The organism is Rhodoligotrophos sp. CJ14, from assembly GCF_038811545.1.
Lineage (GTDB): Bacteria > Pseudomonadota > Alphaproteobacteria > Rhizobiales > Im1 > Rhodoligotrophos > Rhodoligotrophos ferricapiens.
Window position 1 is genome coordinate 4,476,998 of sequence record NZ_CP133319.1, and the last position, 18,563, is coordinate 4,495,560.

Here is an 18,563-nt window from a genome sequence, read left to right on the forward strand (position 1 = left end):
GGAGATACGAGACCCGTGCGAGATGGGCAGTGCCGCTCCTTGCTGCCCTGCCATTGTCGATTGATCGCCTGCTCGCCCTGCATTAACCACTTTTTGTCGGACACGGCCAGCCGATTGCGCTAGTTTGGCCGGTCGACGGACAGGGTTGCCATGCGGTTTTCAGACAGTTTTCTCGACGAGATCCGCCAGCGCGTCTCGATCTCCCAGGTGGTGGGGCGCAAAGTCACCTGGGATCGGCGCAAATCTGTCCCTTCACGCGGCGATTACTGGGCCTGCTGCCCGTTCCATCAGGAGAAATCGCCCTCCTTTCATGCCGATGACCGCAAGGGACGGTATCACTGTTTCGGCTGTAAGGCCTCTGGAGACATCTTCACCTTCCTCACCGAGAAGGAGGGCTTGAGCTTCCCCGAAGCGGTCGAGCGGCTTGCGGCCGAGGCGGGCCTGCCCATGCCGGAGCCTTCGCCGGAGCTGCGTCGGCGCGAGGAAAAGCGCACCAGCCTGATCGAGGTGATGGAGATCGCCGCCCAGTTCTTCGAGGCTCAGCTTTCGGGATCAAGGGGTGCCGCGGCGCGCGACTATCTTGATCGGCGCGGTGTCTCACCCGAGCAGCGTCGGCGCTTCCGGCTGGGATTGGCCCCTGATGACCGCTATGCCCTGAAGAGCCACCTTGCCGATAAAGGCGTTTCCTCCGAGCAGATGGTTGATGCCGGGCTCATCGTGACAGGGCCGGACATCCCCGTTCCCTATGACCGGTTTCGACACCGCATCATCTTTCCCATCAGGGATGCGCGGGGCAGGGTGGTCGCTTTCGGCGGGCGCGCCTTGTCGGCGACCGTCCAGGCCAAATACCTCAATTCCCCCGAGACCGAGCTCTTCCATAAAGGCAGCCTGCTCTATAATCTCGATCAGGCGCGTGCACCTGCCTATGAGGCCGGCAATATCATCGTGGTCGAAGGCTATATGGATGTGATTGCGCTCGACGGCGCGGGCATTCCCAATGTGGTGGCGCCCATGGGCACGGCGCTCACCTCGGAGCAGATGAAACTGCTGTGGAAGGTCGCAGCCGAACCCCTGTTGTGTTTCGATGGTGATGGAGCCGGTCTCAAGGCAGCCTATCGGGCGATCGAAACCGCTTTGCCGGAATTGCGCCCGGGCTATTCCCTGAAATTCGCGCTTCTGCCAGCCGGACAGGATCCCGATGATCTCGTGCGCAATGGCGGCCCGAGCGCGGCCCTTGCGGCATTGGACGAGGCTTTGCCGCTTGCCGAGGCGCTCTGGCGTCGCGAGAGCGAGGCAGCCGACCTTTCGACCCCTGAGCGGCGGGCAGCTTTCGAGGCAAAGCTCGACGAGGCCGTCGAGCGAATCGCCGACCAGCGCGTGAAGGCCCATTACCGCAGCCATTTCCGCGAGCGTCTGGCATCTTTGTGGGCCCCGCGGCGTCAATCCTTTATCTCGCGCACCGGTCACAGGACAGCCCCTTCGAGCCTGGCGCGTTATCCCGGCGGCAATGTCGACACCGCTGGCCGCAACCGCGGCCGCGCGCCGCAGTGGCTGCTGCCGGCAAGTCCCAGCCCCGCCCTTAAGGCGCAGATCGAGGGGCGGAAGGATGACCTTGGCGGAAGCGAGCGCCGGGAGCGATTGATCATGCTCACCCTCATCAACCACCCCCACCTTATTGAACCGAATCCCGAGGAGATTGCCGATCTAGAGTTGTCAAGCCCGCTTCTTGACAGGCTCCGTCGTGAAATCCTAGATATCGCGGCTTTGGTGGAGGGCCTTGACAGGACAGAACTGCGGAACCACCTCACGGCGAAAGGTTACGCGGACGTCCTTGCAAGGCTTGAGTCCGGATTCACGCGTCGTACGGATTGGTTTGCGTTTCCAGACGCAGCCGCGGAGGATACGTCCATAGCTTGGCTCCACATGGTCGCATTGCACAGGAAATCCGTTACATTACGTCGGGAGCTTATAGCGGCGGAGCGTGCCTTTGCCGAGAACCCGACTGAGGAGGCCTTCATCCGGCTGAGTGAGGCGAGCGAGCAAGTTCGCTCCACATGGGGGGAGGAGGCCTCGGTCGAGGGGTTTGGCGTGGCGTCAGGCCGGATGCGGGGTAACGCCAGTTAGCGGTGTCATGTTGGGCGGCAGCTGGCGGGTGCGGCTTACCAAGACGAGTATGTTTAGGGCTTGGTTAAAGCTTCAGCGTTTAGGCAGGGCAAAGCTTGTTGAGAGTTGGCGCCACGAGGTGCCGGTTCGAATGGAACAGTTAATGCCATTCCGGGAATGGAAGGGCGCGACAAGGTCGGCGGAGACGGGCGGATGAGCACGAGCACGGCGGAAGAAACGGAAGTCCAGGAGGGCGTACCGGAGAACCAGGACGGTCCGCTGCTGGACATGTCCGATGCCGCTGTGAAGCGGATGATAAAGCTCGCCAAGCAGCGCGGCTATGTCACTTATGACGAATTGAACGAGGTGCTTCCGTCCGAGGAGGTATCTTCCGAGCAGATCGAAGACATCATGGCGATGCTCTCTGAAATGGGCATCAATGTGGTCGAGAGCGAGGAGGAGACCGAGGAGGGGATCGAGGCGGCAGATCGGGTCGAGGCGGCTCTGCCGGTCAAGCGTGAGCGCTCCGCATCCGAGCCCGTCGAGCGCACGGACGATCCTGTCCGCATGTACCTTCGCGAAATGGGCTCTGTTGAGCTTCTGTCCCGCGAAGGCGAGATTGCGATCGCCAAGCGGATCGAGGCAGGCCGCGAGGCGATGATCGCGGGCCTTTGCGAAAGCCCGCTGACTTTCCAGGCCATTATCATCTGGCGTGACGAGCTCAACGAAGGGCGCGTACTCCTGCGCGACATCATTGACCTCGAGGCGACCTATGCCGGTCCCGATGCCAAGGAGCCGATCGCGGCTCCCGCCGATGGGGTGACGAACGGAGCTGGCAACGGCGCTGCGCCGCAAGCGGAGCGTTCGCTTGACGAAGAGGGCATGGAGGGCATGGAAGGTGCCCTCGACGAGGATGACGAAGATCCCGACGAGAACAGCGTGTCCCTCGCTGCGATGGAGGCGGAGCTCAAGCCGAAGGTGCTCGAGACGTTCGACAACATAGCCCAGAACTATAAGAAGCTGCGCAAGCTGCAGGACCAGCTGGTCGAGCAGCATATGCAGGCGAGTGCCCTGTCTCCTGCCCAGGAGCGGCGCTACTCCAAGCTGCGCCAGGACATTATCGCCGATGTGAAGAGCCTGTCGCTCAACAACAATCGCATCGAAAACCTGGTCGAGCAGCTCTATGACATCAACAAGCGGCTCCTGTCGCTGGAAGGCCGCCTCATGCGCCTGGCGGAGAGCTATGGCGTTCCGCGCGATGAGTTCCTGCGGGAATATCAGGGCGCCGAGCTCGACCCTCGCTGGCTGCAGCGTGTCTCCAAGCTAACTCGCAAGGGTTGGCGGGAATTCGTGGCGGAGGAGAAAGACACCATCAAGGACCTGCGCGGCGAGATCCACCATCTCGCCAGTGAGACCGGGCTCGAGATCCCCGAGTTCCGCCGCATCGTTCACATGGTGCAGAAGGGCGAGCGCGAGGCGCGTATCGCCAAGAAGGAAATGGTCGAGGCCAATCTGCGCCTGGTCATCTCCATCGCCAAGAAGTACACCAATCGCGGCCTGCAATTCCTGGATCTGATCCAGGAAGGCAATATCGGTCTGATGAAGGCGGTTGATAAGTTCGAATATCGCCGTGGCTACAAATTCTCGACTTACGCCACCTGGTGGATCAGGCAGGCGATCACCCGTTCGATCGCTGATCAGGCGCGCACGATCCGTATCCCCGTGCACATGATCGAGACGATCAACAAGCTGGTGCGCACCGGACGCCAGATGCTGCACGAGATTGGGCGCGAGCCGACCCCGGAGGAGCTGGCCGAGAAGCTCGGCATGCCTCTGGAGAAGGTCCGCAAGGTGATGAAAATCGCCAAGGAGCCGATCTCGCTCGAAACCCCGATCGGCGACGAGGAAGACAGCCATCTCGGCGACTTCATCGAGGATAAGAACGCGATCCTGCCCATCGATGCGGCGATTCAGAGCAATCTGCGCGAGACCACCACGCGGGTCTTGGCATCGCTCACCCCGCGCGAGGAGCGTGTGCTGCGCATGCGCTTCGGCATCGGCATGAACACCGACCACACTCTTGAAGAGGTGGGCCAGCAATTCTCGGTGACGCGCGAGCGTATCCGCCAGATCGAGGCCAAGGCCCTGCGCAAGCTCAAGCATCCAAGCCGCAGCCGCAAGCTCAGGAGCTTCCTCGACAATTGATGGGATCATCGGCGGATCAGCCGATCATCGGCGGATCAGCCGCATGACGTTGGTGGGCGAGGCAAGCCCTTTGAGGGTCTCTGGTTCAGACAGAGCTTCGAGGGTCTTGACCCCGCTTCCACATTCCGCCAAATCCTCCCTATGACTGACCAACGCCAGAACGCCATAGCGCTCGTCACCCGCTATTACGACGCCTTCAATCGCGGGGATGTGGAAGGCATGCTCGCGTGCCTTGCCGAGGACGTGGTTCACGATGTCAATCAGGGCGGCCAGCGCAAGGGCAAGGCTCTGTTCCGGCAGTTTTGCGAGCACATGGCCCGGTGCTACAAGGAACATCTGGACGATCTGGTGATTATGGCGAGCGATGACGGCCGTCACGCCGCGGCATCATTCACCGTCAATGGCCAATACCTGAAAACCGACGTAGGCCTGCCGCCGGCACGGGGCCAGACCTATCGTCTGCCAGCCGGTGGTTTTCTCGACATTGCCGACGGTGCGATCACGCGCGTCGCCACCCACTATAACCTGAACGACTGGATTGCCCAGGTGGAGGGCAGGGGGTGACCCTCTCCGTCCGGACGCTGACGGCCACCGAGCTCTTGTCGGTGATCACGGACTTGGCACGGTTGCGTATCCAGGTTTTTCGCGAATACCCTTACCTCTATGACGGCGACCTTTCCTATGAGGAGCGCTATCTCGCGAGCTATGCAAGCTCGCCCGGCGCAGCGGTCATTGTGGTCAGCGATGATGATCGCCCACTCCAACGGCGGCTGATCGGGGCGGCAACTTGCGTGCCGTTGGTGGACGAGCCCGCAACCATCCGCCAGCCTGTTGCGGATGCCGGCATTAACATATCCCGGGTCTGCTATTTCGGCGAGTCGGTGCTTGATCCCGCCTATCGCGGGCGGGGCATCGGCCATACTTTCTTCGATGGTCGTGAGGCCCATGCTCGTGCCTTGGGCCTTCCGATCACCATGTTCTGTGCCGTGGTTCGACCACAGGATCACGCTCTGCGCCCGGCGGATTATCGCCCGCTCGATCCGTTCTGGCATAAGCGGGGCTATGCGCCGGTGCCGGGCCTTTTCGCCAGCCTGTCCTGGAAGGACCTTGGCGAGCCCGGTGAAACCACCAAGCAGCTTCAGTTTTGGAAACGGGAAACGCTGGTCGCTTCGGGCTGAGCAATCCTCATGCTGGCCAGGCTGAAGGCGCTTTGTACCGCGGGCTGCCCCACACTGTGGGATCCGCTTGCAGCGATCTCCACCACCAGCTGGGTATAGGGCCTGAAGACCTGGCTGGTGAGAAACCGCACCGTCCGCAGATAATCATGCGCATGCGCCGGATTGTCCGACACGTCAATCACCCGATCGAGGCTCAGCAGCCGCTCGAGCGTGCGCGCGGTGCCCTGGACTGCGCGATCGATCGAGATCAGGTCCTTATACCATAGGGGCGCGGTGAGCCCCGTGCCTTCGATCAGCTCGAGCACGGCCTTGCGGGCGGTGGCACGCTCCTCGATGCTCGCTGTAATCGCCGCCTGCACATCATCCTCAAAGCACGGATTGCCTACTCGCCCGCCGCGAATGAACTTCTCCAGGACAAAGAGATAGCGGAACGAGTTGACCTTTGCCTCGACATAACGGCTGGCAAGCGGGCTACCACGGCGTTCGGATACGCCCATAACCGACATCCTCCTGACGGCACGACGGAAACACCATCAGGATAGAGCCGATCTGATAACACGCTGTGAATGTGTTGCGCCGCTGATACGACCTGTAGTTGCTACTCGATTTCCCAGGTTACATTGACTTGGATCGACACGGTTTGCTCGCCCTGCGCGATGGGCACGGCATCAGCCGCGGCCTTTACCGCGAAGGCCTCCTGGCGCATGGGCCGTGGTGGATAGCTGCGGCCCGCCTCAACCAGCGAGAAGATCGGACCGAGCTTGAAGCCGCCCGCCTGTGCATAAAGCTCGGCCTTGGCGCGCGCATCGGCCACCGCACGTTTGCGGGCTTCGTTCTCCGCTTCATCGGGATTGGCGAGTGTGAAGCTGATGCCGTTGATCTGGTTGGAGCCCGAGGCAACCACCTTATCCAGCACGGTGCCGAGCTTGTTGAGGTCGCGAATGCGCACCGTCACCTGGTTGGAGACCTCATAGCCATCGACCGTGGGCGGTCCACTATTGTCCTTCGGATAGACATAGCGCGGATTGACCGAGAAGTTTGAGGTTTGAATATCCTTCTCCTCGATGCCTTCGCTCTTCAAGGCTGAGAAGACCTCGCTCATGGCGCCATTATTAGCCTTGACCGCTTCTGCGGCTGTTGGTGCCTGCTGAACATTGCCGATTGAGATCGAGGCCTCGTCCGGGACAGCGCGGACCTCACCGGTTCCCGTGATGCTGATCGTGCGCATGGGCTTATCGTCGTCCTGGCTCTGGGCCTGTGCGGGATGCGATAGCGCGCCGGCCAAGACGCCGGCAGTCAGCAGAGCCGGCAGAAGGGCGCGGCGGCCTCGAAGGGGAAAAGGCATGAGCAACTCACAATGCAATGCGGGATGGCGAGAATCACCAGCGATTGCGACCATTCTGCGGCAAGCTCGCCGGAATGCAAAAGCAAACGGGACGCCGGTGTAATTTGCCATCGGCTCTTTCCGTCGCTCTCGTTTTGGTGTAGCGAGGGACGATCATCCGGCGGCGTGATCTGACTGGCGCCCCGCCTCTCTCTGAGGGCCTGTAGCTCAACTGGTCAGAGCCGGCGGCTCATAACCGCTTGGTTGGGGGTTCGAGTCCCTCCGGGCCCACCATTCCCTTAGAAGACAATGCGCTAGTTGCTCCGGCTTCCGCGAGTCTGCGGGCAGGCCTTTCGCAAGCCGTGAGCATTGAAACCCAGGCTCAGCCCTGCCTCTCGCCAGCGATCCCCAAGCAGCGGTTGCAGCACCGTCCGCGTGCTGCTCAGCCGGCAAGCTGGTTTCGGCCGTGAAGATCATGGCGGAGGCGCTGGCGTGATGGGCACGGGGCAAAACACCTCATCAGCTGTGATGCAGCAGCGAAGCGAGCCGCACCGGGTGCGCACCGGCGGTGAGATGATCTGGGCGACCCAGAGGAGATCGACAAGGACGAGGACGAGGTGGGCGGCGTATTCGGCATCGGCGGCCAGACTGTCACCACCATCACCTATCGTTACTATGCGAACTTCGCCGTGGCCCTGAGCGAGGGCGAGATTGCCGGGGTGAACCGCATCTGGGCTGATGGCAAGGAGCTCGATCTCACCGTCACCAACCATCGCGTCTATACTGGCAGCCAGGACCAGCTGCCGGATGCGCTGATCGAAGCCAAGGAGGGCGCCGGCGGTGGACAAGGGCACGAACCAGCCGAACGTGTTCTTTGACCCCAAGTCATCCGAGAGCTTTTTGCTTACTTCTCCAACGGCCTACGCGATGACTTCATGCAGCGTGCCTATCTCGATGCGCTGATCAGCTATTGGGACCCCGTGGCTGGCCACCCGGCGGCGGGCAATAATCCGTCCATGATCGAAACCGACCGCACCTGTTCCCGCGGGCCTGGATGCGGCCGTCTATCAGATCTCGGCTGCATTAGGACGAGGCATAGGGAGGGGGTTTGTAGTGCAAATGTGAACAGATACAGATATTGACGAAACAATTGCGAATATCTGCCGTATTTAGCTGTGCAAGAAGTCGTTGTCCGGCAGCGACAGGTGTCGCTGCGATTGCATAACGATCGAGGTGCAAATGGAAGCTAATAGGCAGGTGACGAACGCAGGTGCTCAGGCGATTGACATGAGATCGTGTAGTCCAACAGTGAAAAGAATATCTGAGGACGCTTTTTCAGTTTCCTGGCCAAGCGAATACTGCAGGGATCTCGTCAAGAAACACATGGATGCCGTGCGAGAAGCTATCCGGGAAGCAGAGGAAAGTCAGCCCGCAGATCAGGGCAGTGACTGGGGTACCATTAGTTAGGATCCAGCCCTGGACCGGGTGAATACGCAACATGCTGGGAATAAAATTATGCTGATCGACAATGTCGGATCTTATAGAAAAAACGGAGATATAGATAAGTATCTATACCAGAAAAATGCAAAAATGATAGAGGTGGGCGAGCGCTATGCGCTTTTCCAGAATAACATTCTTCAAATCGGTTTGTGAGAGAGGTCGGCCTGAGCAAACCAGAAGAGACAAAGCGAGGTGAGACTGGAAGTGTTCAGGATGATTGAAGCATCGTAAGCTAGAACTCCTGCATTGTCGTTTGGTCTTGCTGTCTGACTTCATTTTTATCCTGATTAATTGTCGCCGCCCCGCTCGGGGTGGCTTTTTCTTTGCTGTAGAGGTACGCCTGACATGGCCGACAGTGCAAACCTGGGCCTGCCCTATATCGAGGCAGCCCAGGCACAGAAGTATGTGACCCACAATGAAGCCCCGGTTGTGCAGGTCGCGGTGGTGCAGCTGCCCGTGCTCGACCGCGACCTGATCGCGCCGCCGGCAAGCCCGGCCGAGGGCGACCGCTTTTTGATTGCGTCTGGCGCGACCGGCGCCTGGACGCGGCAGGATGGCAAGTGGCGGCGTTCCAGGCGGGCGGCTGGACGTTCCATTGGCCTGCCCGGGATCTATGAGCCGTTGGGCGAGCTGATCGAGCCGGGGGCGCCGGCCCTGGCCCGGGACGCGCCGGACGCCACCCATAGCGCGAGCACCGATGCCTATAGCGAGTTCATTTCCGGCTTGCGCGATGGCGGTGAGGTGGCGCCCACCCTGGCGCTGCTGCCTGGCGAGACCAACAGCGCGGGCTCTATGATGACTTCCATAGTGGCGCGCATCGCGCCTATTGCATCGTCTTTCCCAATGCCAAGGCAACCGCCTGGGTCGTGGACGGGCTTATCACCGCGCTCACCCCGCCGTGCCTATCGATGATCGCATGACTTTGGCCGTCACCATCAAGGTCACGGGCAAGCCGCTGCTCGATGATCTCAACCCCGGCACGGTGGTCTTCGAGGATGACTTCTCCGCGGATGCCGATGATGCAGCTGGCGTTTACGTTCACGCCCGTGATCGGCACCTGGGGTCTGTGTCCTGGGACAAGATGGTGGTGATAGGCGGGATCGCCATCAGGGTTCCGACCTCGCAAGCCTCTGATGCAGCCGAGCTGATGGCAGAGTTCCAGCCGCTCCGCCACTATAAAGGATGGGTTGCGAAAACTTTGGATAGCGGTTGCCGTGTTGCTGATGGTTGGTCTTCCTCCTCCGCCATCGGGCTATTTCGCTGCTCGTGTTGAGCCTAAGCACTGCAGCGTGCCCAGACGGTCTATGCGGGCGGCAAATCGAGGCCATTCGGCAGTGAGATCCAGATGACAGTTTGCGACTCTGCCGAATGGCGTGACAGATGGCCCTTGCCGTGTGTATCCTCCACTGACACGAAGCTGCCCGCCTGAACGTGGCGCACCTCTCCGTCGCTCGTTTCGTATTCAACCGAACCATCCAGCCTGACCGTGAGCACCGGCTCGGGGACTGTATGCCAAGCAACTTCGCGCATGCCCGCGGGGATGCGGGTGAGGCGGACCCGGGATGCCTGATAACTGGCCGAAACCTCGAACGGCACGGCATCGGGGTGCACCGACCTTTTCGTCGTCGGCAATTCGACTTCGTCGAAATGCGACTCGCCATCCGGGGTGGCATAAATGCGCAGACACTTCATTGCGGCTGTCTCCTTCTGGTTCGGCATACCGAACGAGGCATGCCTACCATGAAAGAAGCGGGGTAACACCACGAGTGTGGTGCGAGAGCCCGTCACCTCAGCTGGCGATATGGGCGAAGGCTTCTTCGGCCTTCCGCCCCCTTTGTTCGCGAATTTCTCAGAGGGCGACTTATGACCATCAACCGCGAGACGTTCTTTGCTTATGTGCGTCGGGCACCGTTCGGCGGCAGACTGACCCAGCAGCAGGTGGACGGGCTCAATGCCATCCTCGGCGCTTGGCAGGCCTGGCCCGACAATAAGAACCCGCGCCATCTCGCCTATATCCTCGCCACCGTCCATCACGAGACCGGCGGCATGTTCGCGCGCCTGCGCCTTTCCGCAAGACTGGACGATTGCCGCGCTGCTGCCGCCGCTCGATGAATGGAGGGGGGCTGTCGTGGCGTCGCTGTTCATTGGGAAGATCGGCGGTGAGTTGGTGGCGCGGTTGCGACGGTAGCTGAATCCTTCTGGTAAAACGAGAGTCAGGATAATAATCGCCGGAGGGTGGGCGACACTGCTAAGCCAAATAGATCAATCACATCTCTGCTTGCATCTCGTCCGCTCAACCCGCCTCGCTCGTATGTGGCCTCGTTAGTTAGGCAGCCGGGCGAAAACTAACCCCTTGAAAACTTCGGGACTTCACAGTCCATCCGGGACCGCCATTTTGGCAAAGCACTCAAAGCGATGATGCTCCCCGGTCCACGGGGTGTCGGGTGCTGCCAGCTGAAGGCGAAAATCCGCCTCTTCACCAAAGGCGGTCCCCGCCGCAAGACCGATCGTCTTCGTAATCAAAGCTGAGGTTGCCGACCTCGCCATCGCCCAGGCCCTCCGATCCCGCCATCTTTAACTTCGGTGTCCTCCGCGGCCCCTCGTCGTTGCGATCCAACCTCCATGCAACCGGGCAGGGGAACACGCCCCTGCCAGCTTGCGTTCATCCGGGATGCGACGGCCTGGCGACCAAGGGGATGCTGCAATCTCCCTGCTGCTCCTGCGGGCTGATGTTTCGATCGCGATCGAAACGTCAGCCGTGGCGCGATGCTAGCTTGGCCCGATACGGAGATGGAGAATGCCTGTGCAGCAGAGCAGGCTTGCGCCAACCAACAGCCTTTCTACCCAAGCAACCAAGGTGAGACCAAGATGGGTGGCTCTGCTTACGCTCTGTCTTGGCGTCCTGGTGGCTCAGCTTGACACTTCGGTCGTCAATCTTGCTGCGCGGCCCATCGGAGCCGACTTCCATGCAGGTGTCGGTCCCCTGCAATGGGTCCTCGACAGTTATAACCTGTTCTATGCGGTGCTGTTGTTGACCGGCGGACTTCTGGCTGATCTTTACGGTCGACGCCGCATTTTCATGATAGGGACCGGCATCTTCACCGCAGCCTCGCTCCTCTGCGCCCTTGCGCCGACGATGATGATCCTCATTGGTGGGCGGGCGCTCGCCGGTATCGGCGCAGCGCTGCTTCTGCCGGCATCTCTCGCCATCATCCGTGTGCTTTGGTCCGATGAGAACGAGCGGGGACGCGCCCTCGGCATATGGGCGGCTTGCAATGGCCTGGCGCTTGCCATCGGTCCAACGATCGGCGGCTTCCTGATCACTCACTTCGGCTGGCGCAGCATTTTCCTCATCGTTCTACCTGCGGGAATGGCGGCCCTGGTGCTGGCTGCTTTGGCAATCCCCGAATCTGCTGATCCGTCGGATAGGCACTTCGATGCCGGCGCCCAGATCCTCGGGGCGGCGGTTCTCGGCGGGTTTGCGGTCGCGGCGATCGAGTCCCATAGGGCGATCGGCCTCTCGGGCCTGGCATTCCTCATCGCGCTCGCAGCGCTCCCCCTCTTCATAAAGCTCGAGGCAAAAAGGGGCCGAGCAGCGCTTGTGCCGCTGGATATCTTCAGAATTCCCGCTTTCTGTGGTGCGATAACTGCGACGACCGGCATGACCTTCGGCATGTATGGGGTGCTGTTCCTGCTGCCCTTGACCTGGCAGAGCACGGGATTGCTCGACGCGGCCGCTGCAGGGATCGCCTTGATGCCGATGGCCCTTGTCTATGTCTTCGTATCCCCCCTTTCCGGCGTCCTCGCCGCGCGGCTTGGCGCCCGCGTCATGACCGCAGGTGGCGTTGCGATCATCGGTATGGGCCTTCTGGTGATCGGATTTGGAGCCCAATGTGCCTCGATAACCCCTGCCGAGATTGGCCTAGGGTTGACCGGTCTCGGTATGGGGCTCGCCACAGGTCCCCTCATGGCTGCGGCGGTCGGCGCGGTGGATGGCGCGCGCTCTGGAACGGCGGCCGCGCTGATCAATGTGGCAAGAATGTCCGGCGCGACAATCGGTGTCGCCATTTTAGGGGCGATCTTCGCGACTGTTCAGAGCGGGCCTGCGGGCTTGCGCCTGGCAATGATCCTGGGTGGCATTGTGCAACTGACGGGAGCGGCGATCGCTTGGATCACGACGCGCCAGCCCCCGGCGGCGGGCGCTAGCGGCATGGCATGAGCTGCCGCCACGGTCTTTTTGAGCGGTATCCGGGGATTGACACGAATCTCCACCGCCCGCATTGTCCCTGCGACGGTGCCTCTTTGAGGCTCAATAGGGAACACGGTGAGGGCGATTGCCCGAAGCCGGGACTGCCCCCGCAACTGTAAGCGGCGAGTTGTCCGTCACGGGCCACTGGGATGGGTGCATCCTGGGAAGGCGACGGAACAACAACGACCCGCAAGTCAGGAGACCTGCCGTCGACCGTGGTCACACGCGATCACATCGGGCGGGGTGTCTCGATGGGACTGTCCTCCTCTTCCATGCGGGCAAGAGGACACCTCGATCGCGGTGACGTGCCACAAGGCCGTGTGCCGCCCGAGGGGTTATGTTTGTTCTGATTATTCGTGAGGATCCCGCGCCGGACGCCGGCGCCTCCGCTCCCGTTGCCAATATATCCAACTTCATCCCGACCAAGCCGTCCATCGTTCTGGCGGCCCTTGCACTCGTCGCCGGCATCGGGGCGACCGCGGCGCAGGATGCCGATCTCACCTATCGCGGTAATCTCGATCTCCCCGAGATCTCCGTCACCGCGAATCTGGTCGAAACGCCGCTCTCCCAGGTGGGCAGCGCCGTCACCGTCATCACCGGCGAGGAGTTGCGTGAGCAGCAGATCAAGTTTGTGTCCGATGCCCTGCGGCAGGTGCCGGGCCTTGCCGTCAATCGCACCGGGCCTGTCGGGCAGCTTGCCCAGGTGCGCATCAGAGGCGCCGAAAGCAACCAGACCAAGGTCTTCATCGACGGGATCGAGGTGAATGACCCGGCCGCAGGCTCGGAATTCGACTTCGCCCATCTCTTGACCGACGACATCGACCGTATCGAAGTGCTGCGCGGACCACAAAGCGCGCTCTATGGTTCCGACGCGATTGGTGGTGTGATCAATATCATCACCCGGCGCGGTGCCGGCGCAGTACGCACGGCCGCGCGGATTGAAGGTGGATCCTTCGGCACCATCAATGGCAGTGCCTCGGTGAGCAGGGGGACGGACCGGTACAACGTCATCGCCAGCGCCAGCGGCTTTCAGACGGAAGGCATATCGGTCGCGAGCACCCGCCTCGGCAACCGCGAGAGGGACGGCTACAGCAACGGTACGGTTTTCGCGAAGGGCGGCTATGTCTTCACCGACAATTTCGATGTATCGGCCGTGGTGCGCTACACGGCCAATCGCACCGACCTCGATGTGGAGACCTTCTATCCCAAATACGGCCACACCGGCCCGGTCGACGCATTGCAGGATGTGAAGGGGGAGCAATTCTTCAGCCGCGCCCAGGCGCGCCTTCTGCTGCTCGACGGCCATTGGGAGCAGATCGCGGGCTTCGCCTATACCGACCAGGATCGCAAATATCGCGATCTCGATCCCCGCATGCTCACCAGCACGTTTGACGGCGAGCGCACACGTGTCGACTACCGGTCGAACGTCTTCTTCGACACCCCGCACTTCCTGGATGCCAGCCACACCGTGACCTTTGCCATCGAGCATGATGAGGACAGGGCGATCTCGAAGAGCCTGTGGTCCAGCTTCGACGAGCAGATCGGTACCACCGGCTTTGTCGGGCAATATCAAGGAAGCCTCTTCAAGGACCTGTCGCTCACCGGCAGTATCCGCCATGACGACAACGAGGTCTTCAAGGACGCGACCACCTACCGCGTCACCGCGGCCTATGTCCTGGAACGGAGCGGCACGAAGTTTCGCGCCTCCTACGGCACGGGCGTCAAGAACCCGACCCTGTTCGAGCTCTACGGCTATACGAACACTTACCGCGGCAATCCCAATCTGAAGCCGGAACGCGGCGAGGGTTGGGACGCCGGCTTGGACCAGCAGCTCTTCGGCTGGGGGGCGCTGGATGTGACCTATTTCAATCAGCAGATCACGGATCTGATCACAGGCTCCGGTCAGACCTCGATCAATCTGCCCGGCACGTCCAAGATCGACGGCGTCGAAATAGGCTTCAGCGCCAATCCACTGCCGAACGTGACGGTTCGCGCCTCCTATACCTATGCGGATGGCGAAGACGCCAACGGCGACACGCTGGTGAGGCGACCAAAGAACATTGCCAGCCTGTATGTGAACTATCTGTTCCTGGATGCCAGGGCGCAGATCAATCTTGGCGTCGATTACAGCGGCAAGCAGAAAGACTGGGTCTACAATACAGATTACAGCCAACGTTTTACGATAAACCTCAAGCCTTACACGCTGGTCAACCTGGCGGGGTCCTATCGGATCAATGATAACCTGCAGCTCTATGCCCGCCTGGAGAACATCCTGGACGAGAAACACGAGGAGGTCTGGGGCTATGGGACCCCGGGCTTCGGCGGTTATGCTGGCATAAGGCTCACCTTCTGATGCGGGTCTGGGCCAAAATGCTATCGGTTGCAGTGGCACTGGCTGGCGTGAGCCTGCCGGGCCACGCGCAAGTGCCCCAGCGAATTGTCTCCATCAACCTGTGTGCTGACGAGCTGGTGCTGAGGATTGCTGAGCCGAAGCAGATCGCGTCGGTAACCTGGCTGTCTCATGATCCCGCAAACACCAATCTTGCGGGGCTGGCATCGCGCTATCCTGCCAATCGCGGGCTCACTGAGGAGGTGATCGCCCTCAAGCCGGATCTGGTGATCGCGGGGAGGCACACGACCCGCAACACGGTGGATCAGCTCAACCGTGCGGGCGTCGCGGTGCTGGAGCTCGACATGCCCGCAAGCCTCGCCGAAACCGAAGCGCAGATCCGCATGCTGGGCGCCCGCCTGGGGCAGATGGCGCGAGCCCGGGCCATCATTGCCGCGATGCGGGCGCGTTTGGCGGATATACCGCTCCCGACGGGCAAGCCGTCAGCCATACTTTACCAGCCCAACGGGTTCACTGCCGGCACAGGCTCCCTCATCGATACACTGCTGACCCGCGCCGGTTTCAATAATCTCGCGGCTGAGAAGGGGTTGCAAAATTACGGCGCTGTTCCGCTCGAGATGATCGTCGCCTTGCAGCCGGATGCTCTGATCATGAACGCTGAGCACGAAGCACCGACCCTCGCCTATGACGTGCTCCGCCATCCCGTGCTGAAGGTCCTGCCCCGGATGAAGATCGTGAATATCCCGCCTCGGCTATGGACCTGCGCGGGGCCGGAAATGGTCGAGGCGGTTGCGCTTTTGGCTGCGGCTGGCAGGCGGATCACAGGGGACGAGCGGTGAGGGCGGGTGTTCTGAACCGCTGGGAGATTGCATACCCCCTGTTGATCGGCAGTCTGGCCATAGGATGCGCCGTCGTCTTCATCCTGTCGCTGGCGATCGGCTATGCGCCCTTCGACCTCGGCCAGGCAGCAGCCGACTGGATTGCCGGGCGGCAAAGCCTGGGAGCGCTGGTCCTGATCGAGCTTCGCCTGCCGAGGGCACTCCTGGGCCTTCTGGTCGGCTTTACCCTTGGTCTTGCTGGCGCGGTCATGCAGGGCTTCCTGCGCAACCCTTTGGCGGAACCCGGCATCATAGGCGTCTCGGGCGCAGCGGCACTCGGCGCCGTCATCGCCTTCTACTTCGGCCTGGCCGCGACGATGTCGCTGCTCCTGCCGCTCGGCGGCATCCTCGGTGCCTTGACGGCTGGCGCGATCTTATTCGCTCTCGCAGGGCGCGGCGCGGGCACAATGACATTGATCCTCGCCGGCATCGCCATCAACAGCTTTGCCGGTGCGCTCATCGCCCTCGCGCTCAATCTGTCGCCCAGTCCCTATGCGGCGATGGAGATCATGTTCTGGCTCATGGGCTCCCTCGCGGACAGAAGCCTGAGCCAGGTGGCCCTTGTGTTCCCATTGCTGCTGGTGGGCTGGGTCCTCCTATTTTGGACGGCGCGCGCGCTCGACGCCTTGAGCCTGGGCGAGGAGACGGCCGCCAGCCTTGGCTTCGGTCTAGCGCAAACCCGAGCTGCGGTCGTTGGAGGAACGGCGCTTAGCGTCGGCGGTGCGGTCGCCGTGAGCGGCGCGATCGGGTTCATAGGCCTGGTGGTTCCCCATCTCGTGCGCCCGCTGGTCGCATACGAGCCGGGCAGGGTGCTCCTGCCCAGCGCCCTCGCTGGCGCCATTCTCTCAACGCTCGCCGATATCGGCGTGAGGCTGATTGGCACCCAGCCGGAGCTCAAGCTCGGCGTGGTGACGGCGATGATCGGCGCGCCGTTCCTGTTTCTGCTGATCTGGCGTCTGAGGAGCACGGCCCCATGAGGATAAAGGCGCGGTCGATCGCACTCCGCCTCGGTGGCAAGCCCGTCCTGCAGGATGTGAATGTCAGCTTCGGTCCTGGCGAGATGGTCGGGCTGATTGGCCCCAATGGCGCGGGCAAATCGACACTCCTGTCGGTTCTGGCAGGTTTGCGGACCGCGGACGACGGCCAGATCACCTATGATGATCTCGAAGCAGCGGTGATGGGGCGGAAGATGCTTGCCCGTCGCCTCAGTTTCCTTGCGCAATCCGCTCCCGTCGAATGGGCGCTCAGCGTCGCCCAGGTCGTGGCCCTTGGGCGGCTACCGCATCGCGGCCTCTTCGGCCCTCGCGATCCGGAACAAGACGCCCGGGCCATTGCCGCGGCCATGATCAAGACGGAGGTCGAGCCCTTTGCCGGGCGAACGCTTGACACCTTGTCCGGTGGTGAACGGACGCGGACATTGCTGGCCAGGGCTCTGGCGGTCGAGGCGGAAGTGCTCTTGGCGGATGAGCCGACGGCCGGTCTTGATCCCTACCATCAGCTGCAGGTCATGGAGATGCTGGAAACGGTGGCCGTGGGTGGAACCACCGTGATCGTCGTGCTCCACGACCTCACCCTTGCCGCCCGGTTCTGCCGCAGATTGGTGCTCATGAACGAGGGAGCGATCATCGCGGATGGACCACCCGATGAGGTGCTGCGCCCGGACGTCATCGAGGCCGTCTATTCCATAACACCTCTGATCGGCGACGAGAACGGCGAGCGCTTTGTTCTGCCCTGGAAAAGGCAGGGGGCATTACAGCCAAGGAGAGTCTAGATGAGCGAGGCCAAGTTCGATTTGATCCGCAGGATGATGGCGGATCCGTGCGCCAGCTGGAGCATGGGCACGTTCGGCGCCGTTGCCGAATTCACGCGGAACGAGGACGAAGCGGCCGAGATCGGACCGGATGGCTTGTCGGTCGCAACGGCGCGTGGCGCGATCCGTATCCGCTCTGATGCCGAGATGCGGATCTTCGCCTATGAAACGCCTGTCAAGGATCCCGCAAGCTGGACGCAGGCAGTGGCGCTTTGCCTCCCCCAGAGCGCGAGCGCGATAAGCAGCCGGCGCGTCGTCACGGAGCTCGGGCCGGACGAAGAGGCCATTCGCGAGGTCGATCGGGATGCGATCCTGTTCGACATCGGTCTGGGCACGCCGACCGTTGATGTTTGCGTGCGCTCTGCAGATCCCGTGGTCAAGGCGTGCTTGCGAGCGGCAGCCGGCATGTCCGTATTTGATCCAGAGAATACGCTGATGCGCGAAATGGCTGTGCTTTCGCCGCACCGGGTATTCATCACCAAATTGGGTCGTGCGGAGGTCATGCAGCCGGTGCCCCATCCCCATGAGCAAAGCCCGGAAGGACCGCACACCCATGTGCTGCCGCAGATCCTAAAGCAGGGCCGAACCCACAGCGCCAATGAACCGATCCCGGATGGGCTTGCGCCCTGCGCGTACATCTACCCGAAGCACCCCCTGAAGGACCCCCTCGGGCGTGATATCCCTTTTGATCCGGCAGCTTTGGAAGCGTTTCGGGACATTTTGAGCGATTACGGCGACCCTGAGCTGACCACCCTAAAAACCGAGATTGAGGAGCTTATCTGGAGCGGGGCCGGCCCGGAGGCTCTCTCCAACCTGACGAAGCGGTCGCATCGGGCGACCTTGCGTGTCACGCTGCGGCAATTGCGGTGCCGAGCGGAGAAGGACACGAGCGCTCTCGATCTCTGGAGGGAGCATTTCTAGCTCTAAAGACGCCGCCGCTCCGGCACGACCGCCTGCAATGGCCTG

17 protein-coding genes, 1 tRNA gene, 1 pseudogene and 1 riboswitch are annotated in these 18,563 nt (G+C 61.7%); of the genes and pseudogenes, 16 read left to right on the top strand and 3 right to left on the bottom strand.

What is annotated here, in order from left to right; genetic code table 11:
* Window positions 1–150: 150 nt before the first annotated feature.
* From dnaG to RCF49_RS20910, 4 genes are all read left to right on the top strand, one after another.
* A complete protein-coding gene (gene dnaG, locus RCF49_RS20895) occupies window positions 151–2,124 on the top strand; it encodes a DNA primase (protein WP_342641712.1) in 1,974 nt (657 codons plus the stop codon).
* A 192-nt stretch (window positions 2,125–2,316) separates the two neighbouring features.
* The gene (gene rpoD / locus RCF49_RS20900) at window positions 2,317–4,308 is read left to right on the top strand and encodes an RNA polymerase sigma factor RpoD (protein ID WP_342641713.1); all 1,992 of its coding nucleotides are present in this window, start codon (window positions 2,317–2,319) and stop codon (window positions 4,306–4,308) included.
* 141 nt (window positions 4,309–4,449) lie between these two features.
* Window positions 4,450–4,872: a ketosteroid isomerase-related protein gene (locus tag RCF49_RS20905; RefSeq protein ID WP_342641714.1), complete on the top strand. Its 423-nt coding sequence runs from the start codon at window positions 4,450–4,452 to the stop codon at window positions 4,870–4,872.
* A complete protein-coding gene (locus tag RCF49_RS20910; RefSeq protein ID WP_342641715.1) occupies window positions 4,869–5,486 on the top strand; it encodes a GNAT family N-acetyltransferase in 618 nt (205 codons plus the stop codon). Before RCF49_RS20905 ends, RCF49_RS20910 begins: the two co-directional genes overlap by 4 nt.
* Here the strand turns inward: RCF49_RS20910 and RCF49_RS20915 are convergent.
* Entirely contained in the window at window positions 5,447–5,983 is a 537-nt protein-coding gene (locus RCF49_RS20915) for a hypothetical protein (protein WP_342641716.1), read from the bottom strand. The two genes, RCF49_RS20910 and RCF49_RS20915, sit on opposite strands and share 40 nt — an antisense overlap.
* 101 nt (window positions 5,984–6,084) lie before the next feature.
* Window positions 6,085–6,831, bottom strand: a complete 747-nt coding sequence (locus RCF49_RS20920; protein ID WP_342641717.1) for an SIMPL domain-containing protein — start codon at window positions 6,829–6,831, stop codon at window positions 6,085–6,087.
* Window positions 6,832–7,027: 196 nt separating this feature from the next.
* Between RCF49_RS20920 and RCF49_RS20925 the strand changes: the two genes are divergently transcribed.
* From RCF49_RS20925 to RCF49_RS20945, 5 genes and pseudogenes are all read left to right on the top strand, one after another.
* Window positions 7,028–7,104: transfer RNA gene (locus tag RCF49_RS20925), tRNA-Ile, on the top strand.
* Window positions 7,105–7,427: 323 nt separating this feature from the next.
* Window positions 7,428–7,688 (top strand): hypothetical protein, encoded by a 261-nt coding sequence (locus tag RCF49_RS20930; RefSeq protein WP_342641718.1) that lies wholly within the window; start codon window positions 7,428–7,430, stop codon window positions 7,686–7,688.
* Window positions 7,645–7,814 (top strand): annotated as a pseudogene (locus RCF49_RS20935) (baseplate megatron protein TIM-barrel domain-containing protein); the annotation flags it as partial. The gene RCF49_RS20930 and the pseudogene RCF49_RS20935, both read left to right, overlap by 44 nt.
* An 841-nt stretch (window positions 7,815–8,655) precedes the next feature.
* Entirely contained in the window at window positions 8,656–9,222 is a 567-nt protein-coding gene (locus tag RCF49_RS20940; RefSeq protein ID WP_342641720.1) for a DUF2793 domain-containing protein, read from the top strand.
* Window positions 9,223–9,226: 4 nt separating this feature from the next.
* On the top strand, window positions 9,227–9,583 hold the full coding sequence (locus RCF49_RS20945; RefSeq protein WP_342641721.1) for a hypothetical protein: 357 nt from the start codon (window positions 9,227–9,229) through the stop codon (window positions 9,581–9,583).
* 29 nt (window positions 9,584–9,612) lie between these two features.
* On the opposite strand, the gene RCF49_RS20950 is transcribed toward RCF49_RS20945, so the two are convergent.
* Window positions 9,613–10,002 (bottom strand): hypothetical protein, encoded by a 390-nt coding sequence (locus tag RCF49_RS20950; protein WP_342641722.1) that lies wholly within the window; start codon window positions 10,000–10,002, stop codon window positions 9,613–9,615.
* Window positions 10,003–10,173: 171 nt separating this feature from the next.
* On the opposite strand from RCF49_RS20950, the gene RCF49_RS20955 reads away from it, so the two are divergent.
* From RCF49_RS20955 to RCF49_RS20985, 7 genes are all read left to right on the top strand, one after another.
* Window positions 10,174–10,422, top strand: coding sequence for a hypothetical protein (locus RCF49_RS20955; protein WP_342641723.1), 249 nt, complete (start codon window positions 10,174–10,176; stop codon window positions 10,420–10,422).
* Window positions 10,423–11,182: 760 nt separating this feature from the next.
* Complete coding sequence (locus tag RCF49_RS20960) at window positions 11,183–12,529, top strand: MFS transporter (protein ID WP_342641724.1); 1,347 nt, start codon at window positions 11,183–11,185, stop codon at window positions 12,527–12,529.
* A 56-nt stretch (window positions 12,530–12,585) separates the two neighbouring features.
* Window positions 12,586–12,784, top strand: a riboswitch (cobalamin riboswitch).
* Window positions 12,785–12,896: 112 nt separating this feature from the next.
* Window positions 12,897–14,912 carry a TonB-dependent receptor plug domain-containing protein gene (locus tag RCF49_RS20965; RefSeq protein WP_342641725.1) on the top strand — a complete coding sequence of 672 codons (2,016 nt, stop codon included), beginning with the start codon at window positions 12,897–12,899 and terminating at the stop codon, window positions 14,910–14,912.
* Window positions 14,913–14,929: 17 nt separating this feature from the next.
* A complete protein-coding gene (locus RCF49_RS20970; RefSeq protein WP_342641726.1) occupies window positions 14,930–15,748 on the top strand; it encodes an ABC transporter substrate-binding protein in 819 nt (272 codons plus the stop codon).
* Window positions 15,745–16,764: a FecCD family ABC transporter permease gene (locus RCF49_RS20975; protein ID WP_432807347.1), complete on the top strand. Its 1,020-nt coding sequence runs from the start codon at window positions 15,745–15,747 to the stop codon at window positions 16,762–16,764. Before RCF49_RS20970 ends, RCF49_RS20975 begins: the two co-directional genes overlap by 4 nt.
* On the top strand, window positions 16,761–17,558 hold the full coding sequence (locus RCF49_RS20980) for an ABC transporter ATP-binding protein (RefSeq protein WP_342641727.1): 798 nt from the start codon (window positions 16,761–16,763) through the stop codon (window positions 17,556–17,558). The genes RCF49_RS20975 and RCF49_RS20980 overlap by 4 nt, the downstream gene beginning before the upstream one ends.
* On the top strand, window positions 17,559–18,518 hold the full coding sequence (locus RCF49_RS20985; protein ID WP_342641728.1) for a DUF6925 family protein: 960 nt from the start codon (window positions 17,559–17,561) through the stop codon (window positions 18,516–18,518).
* Window positions 18,519–18,563 lie beyond the last annotated feature (45 nt).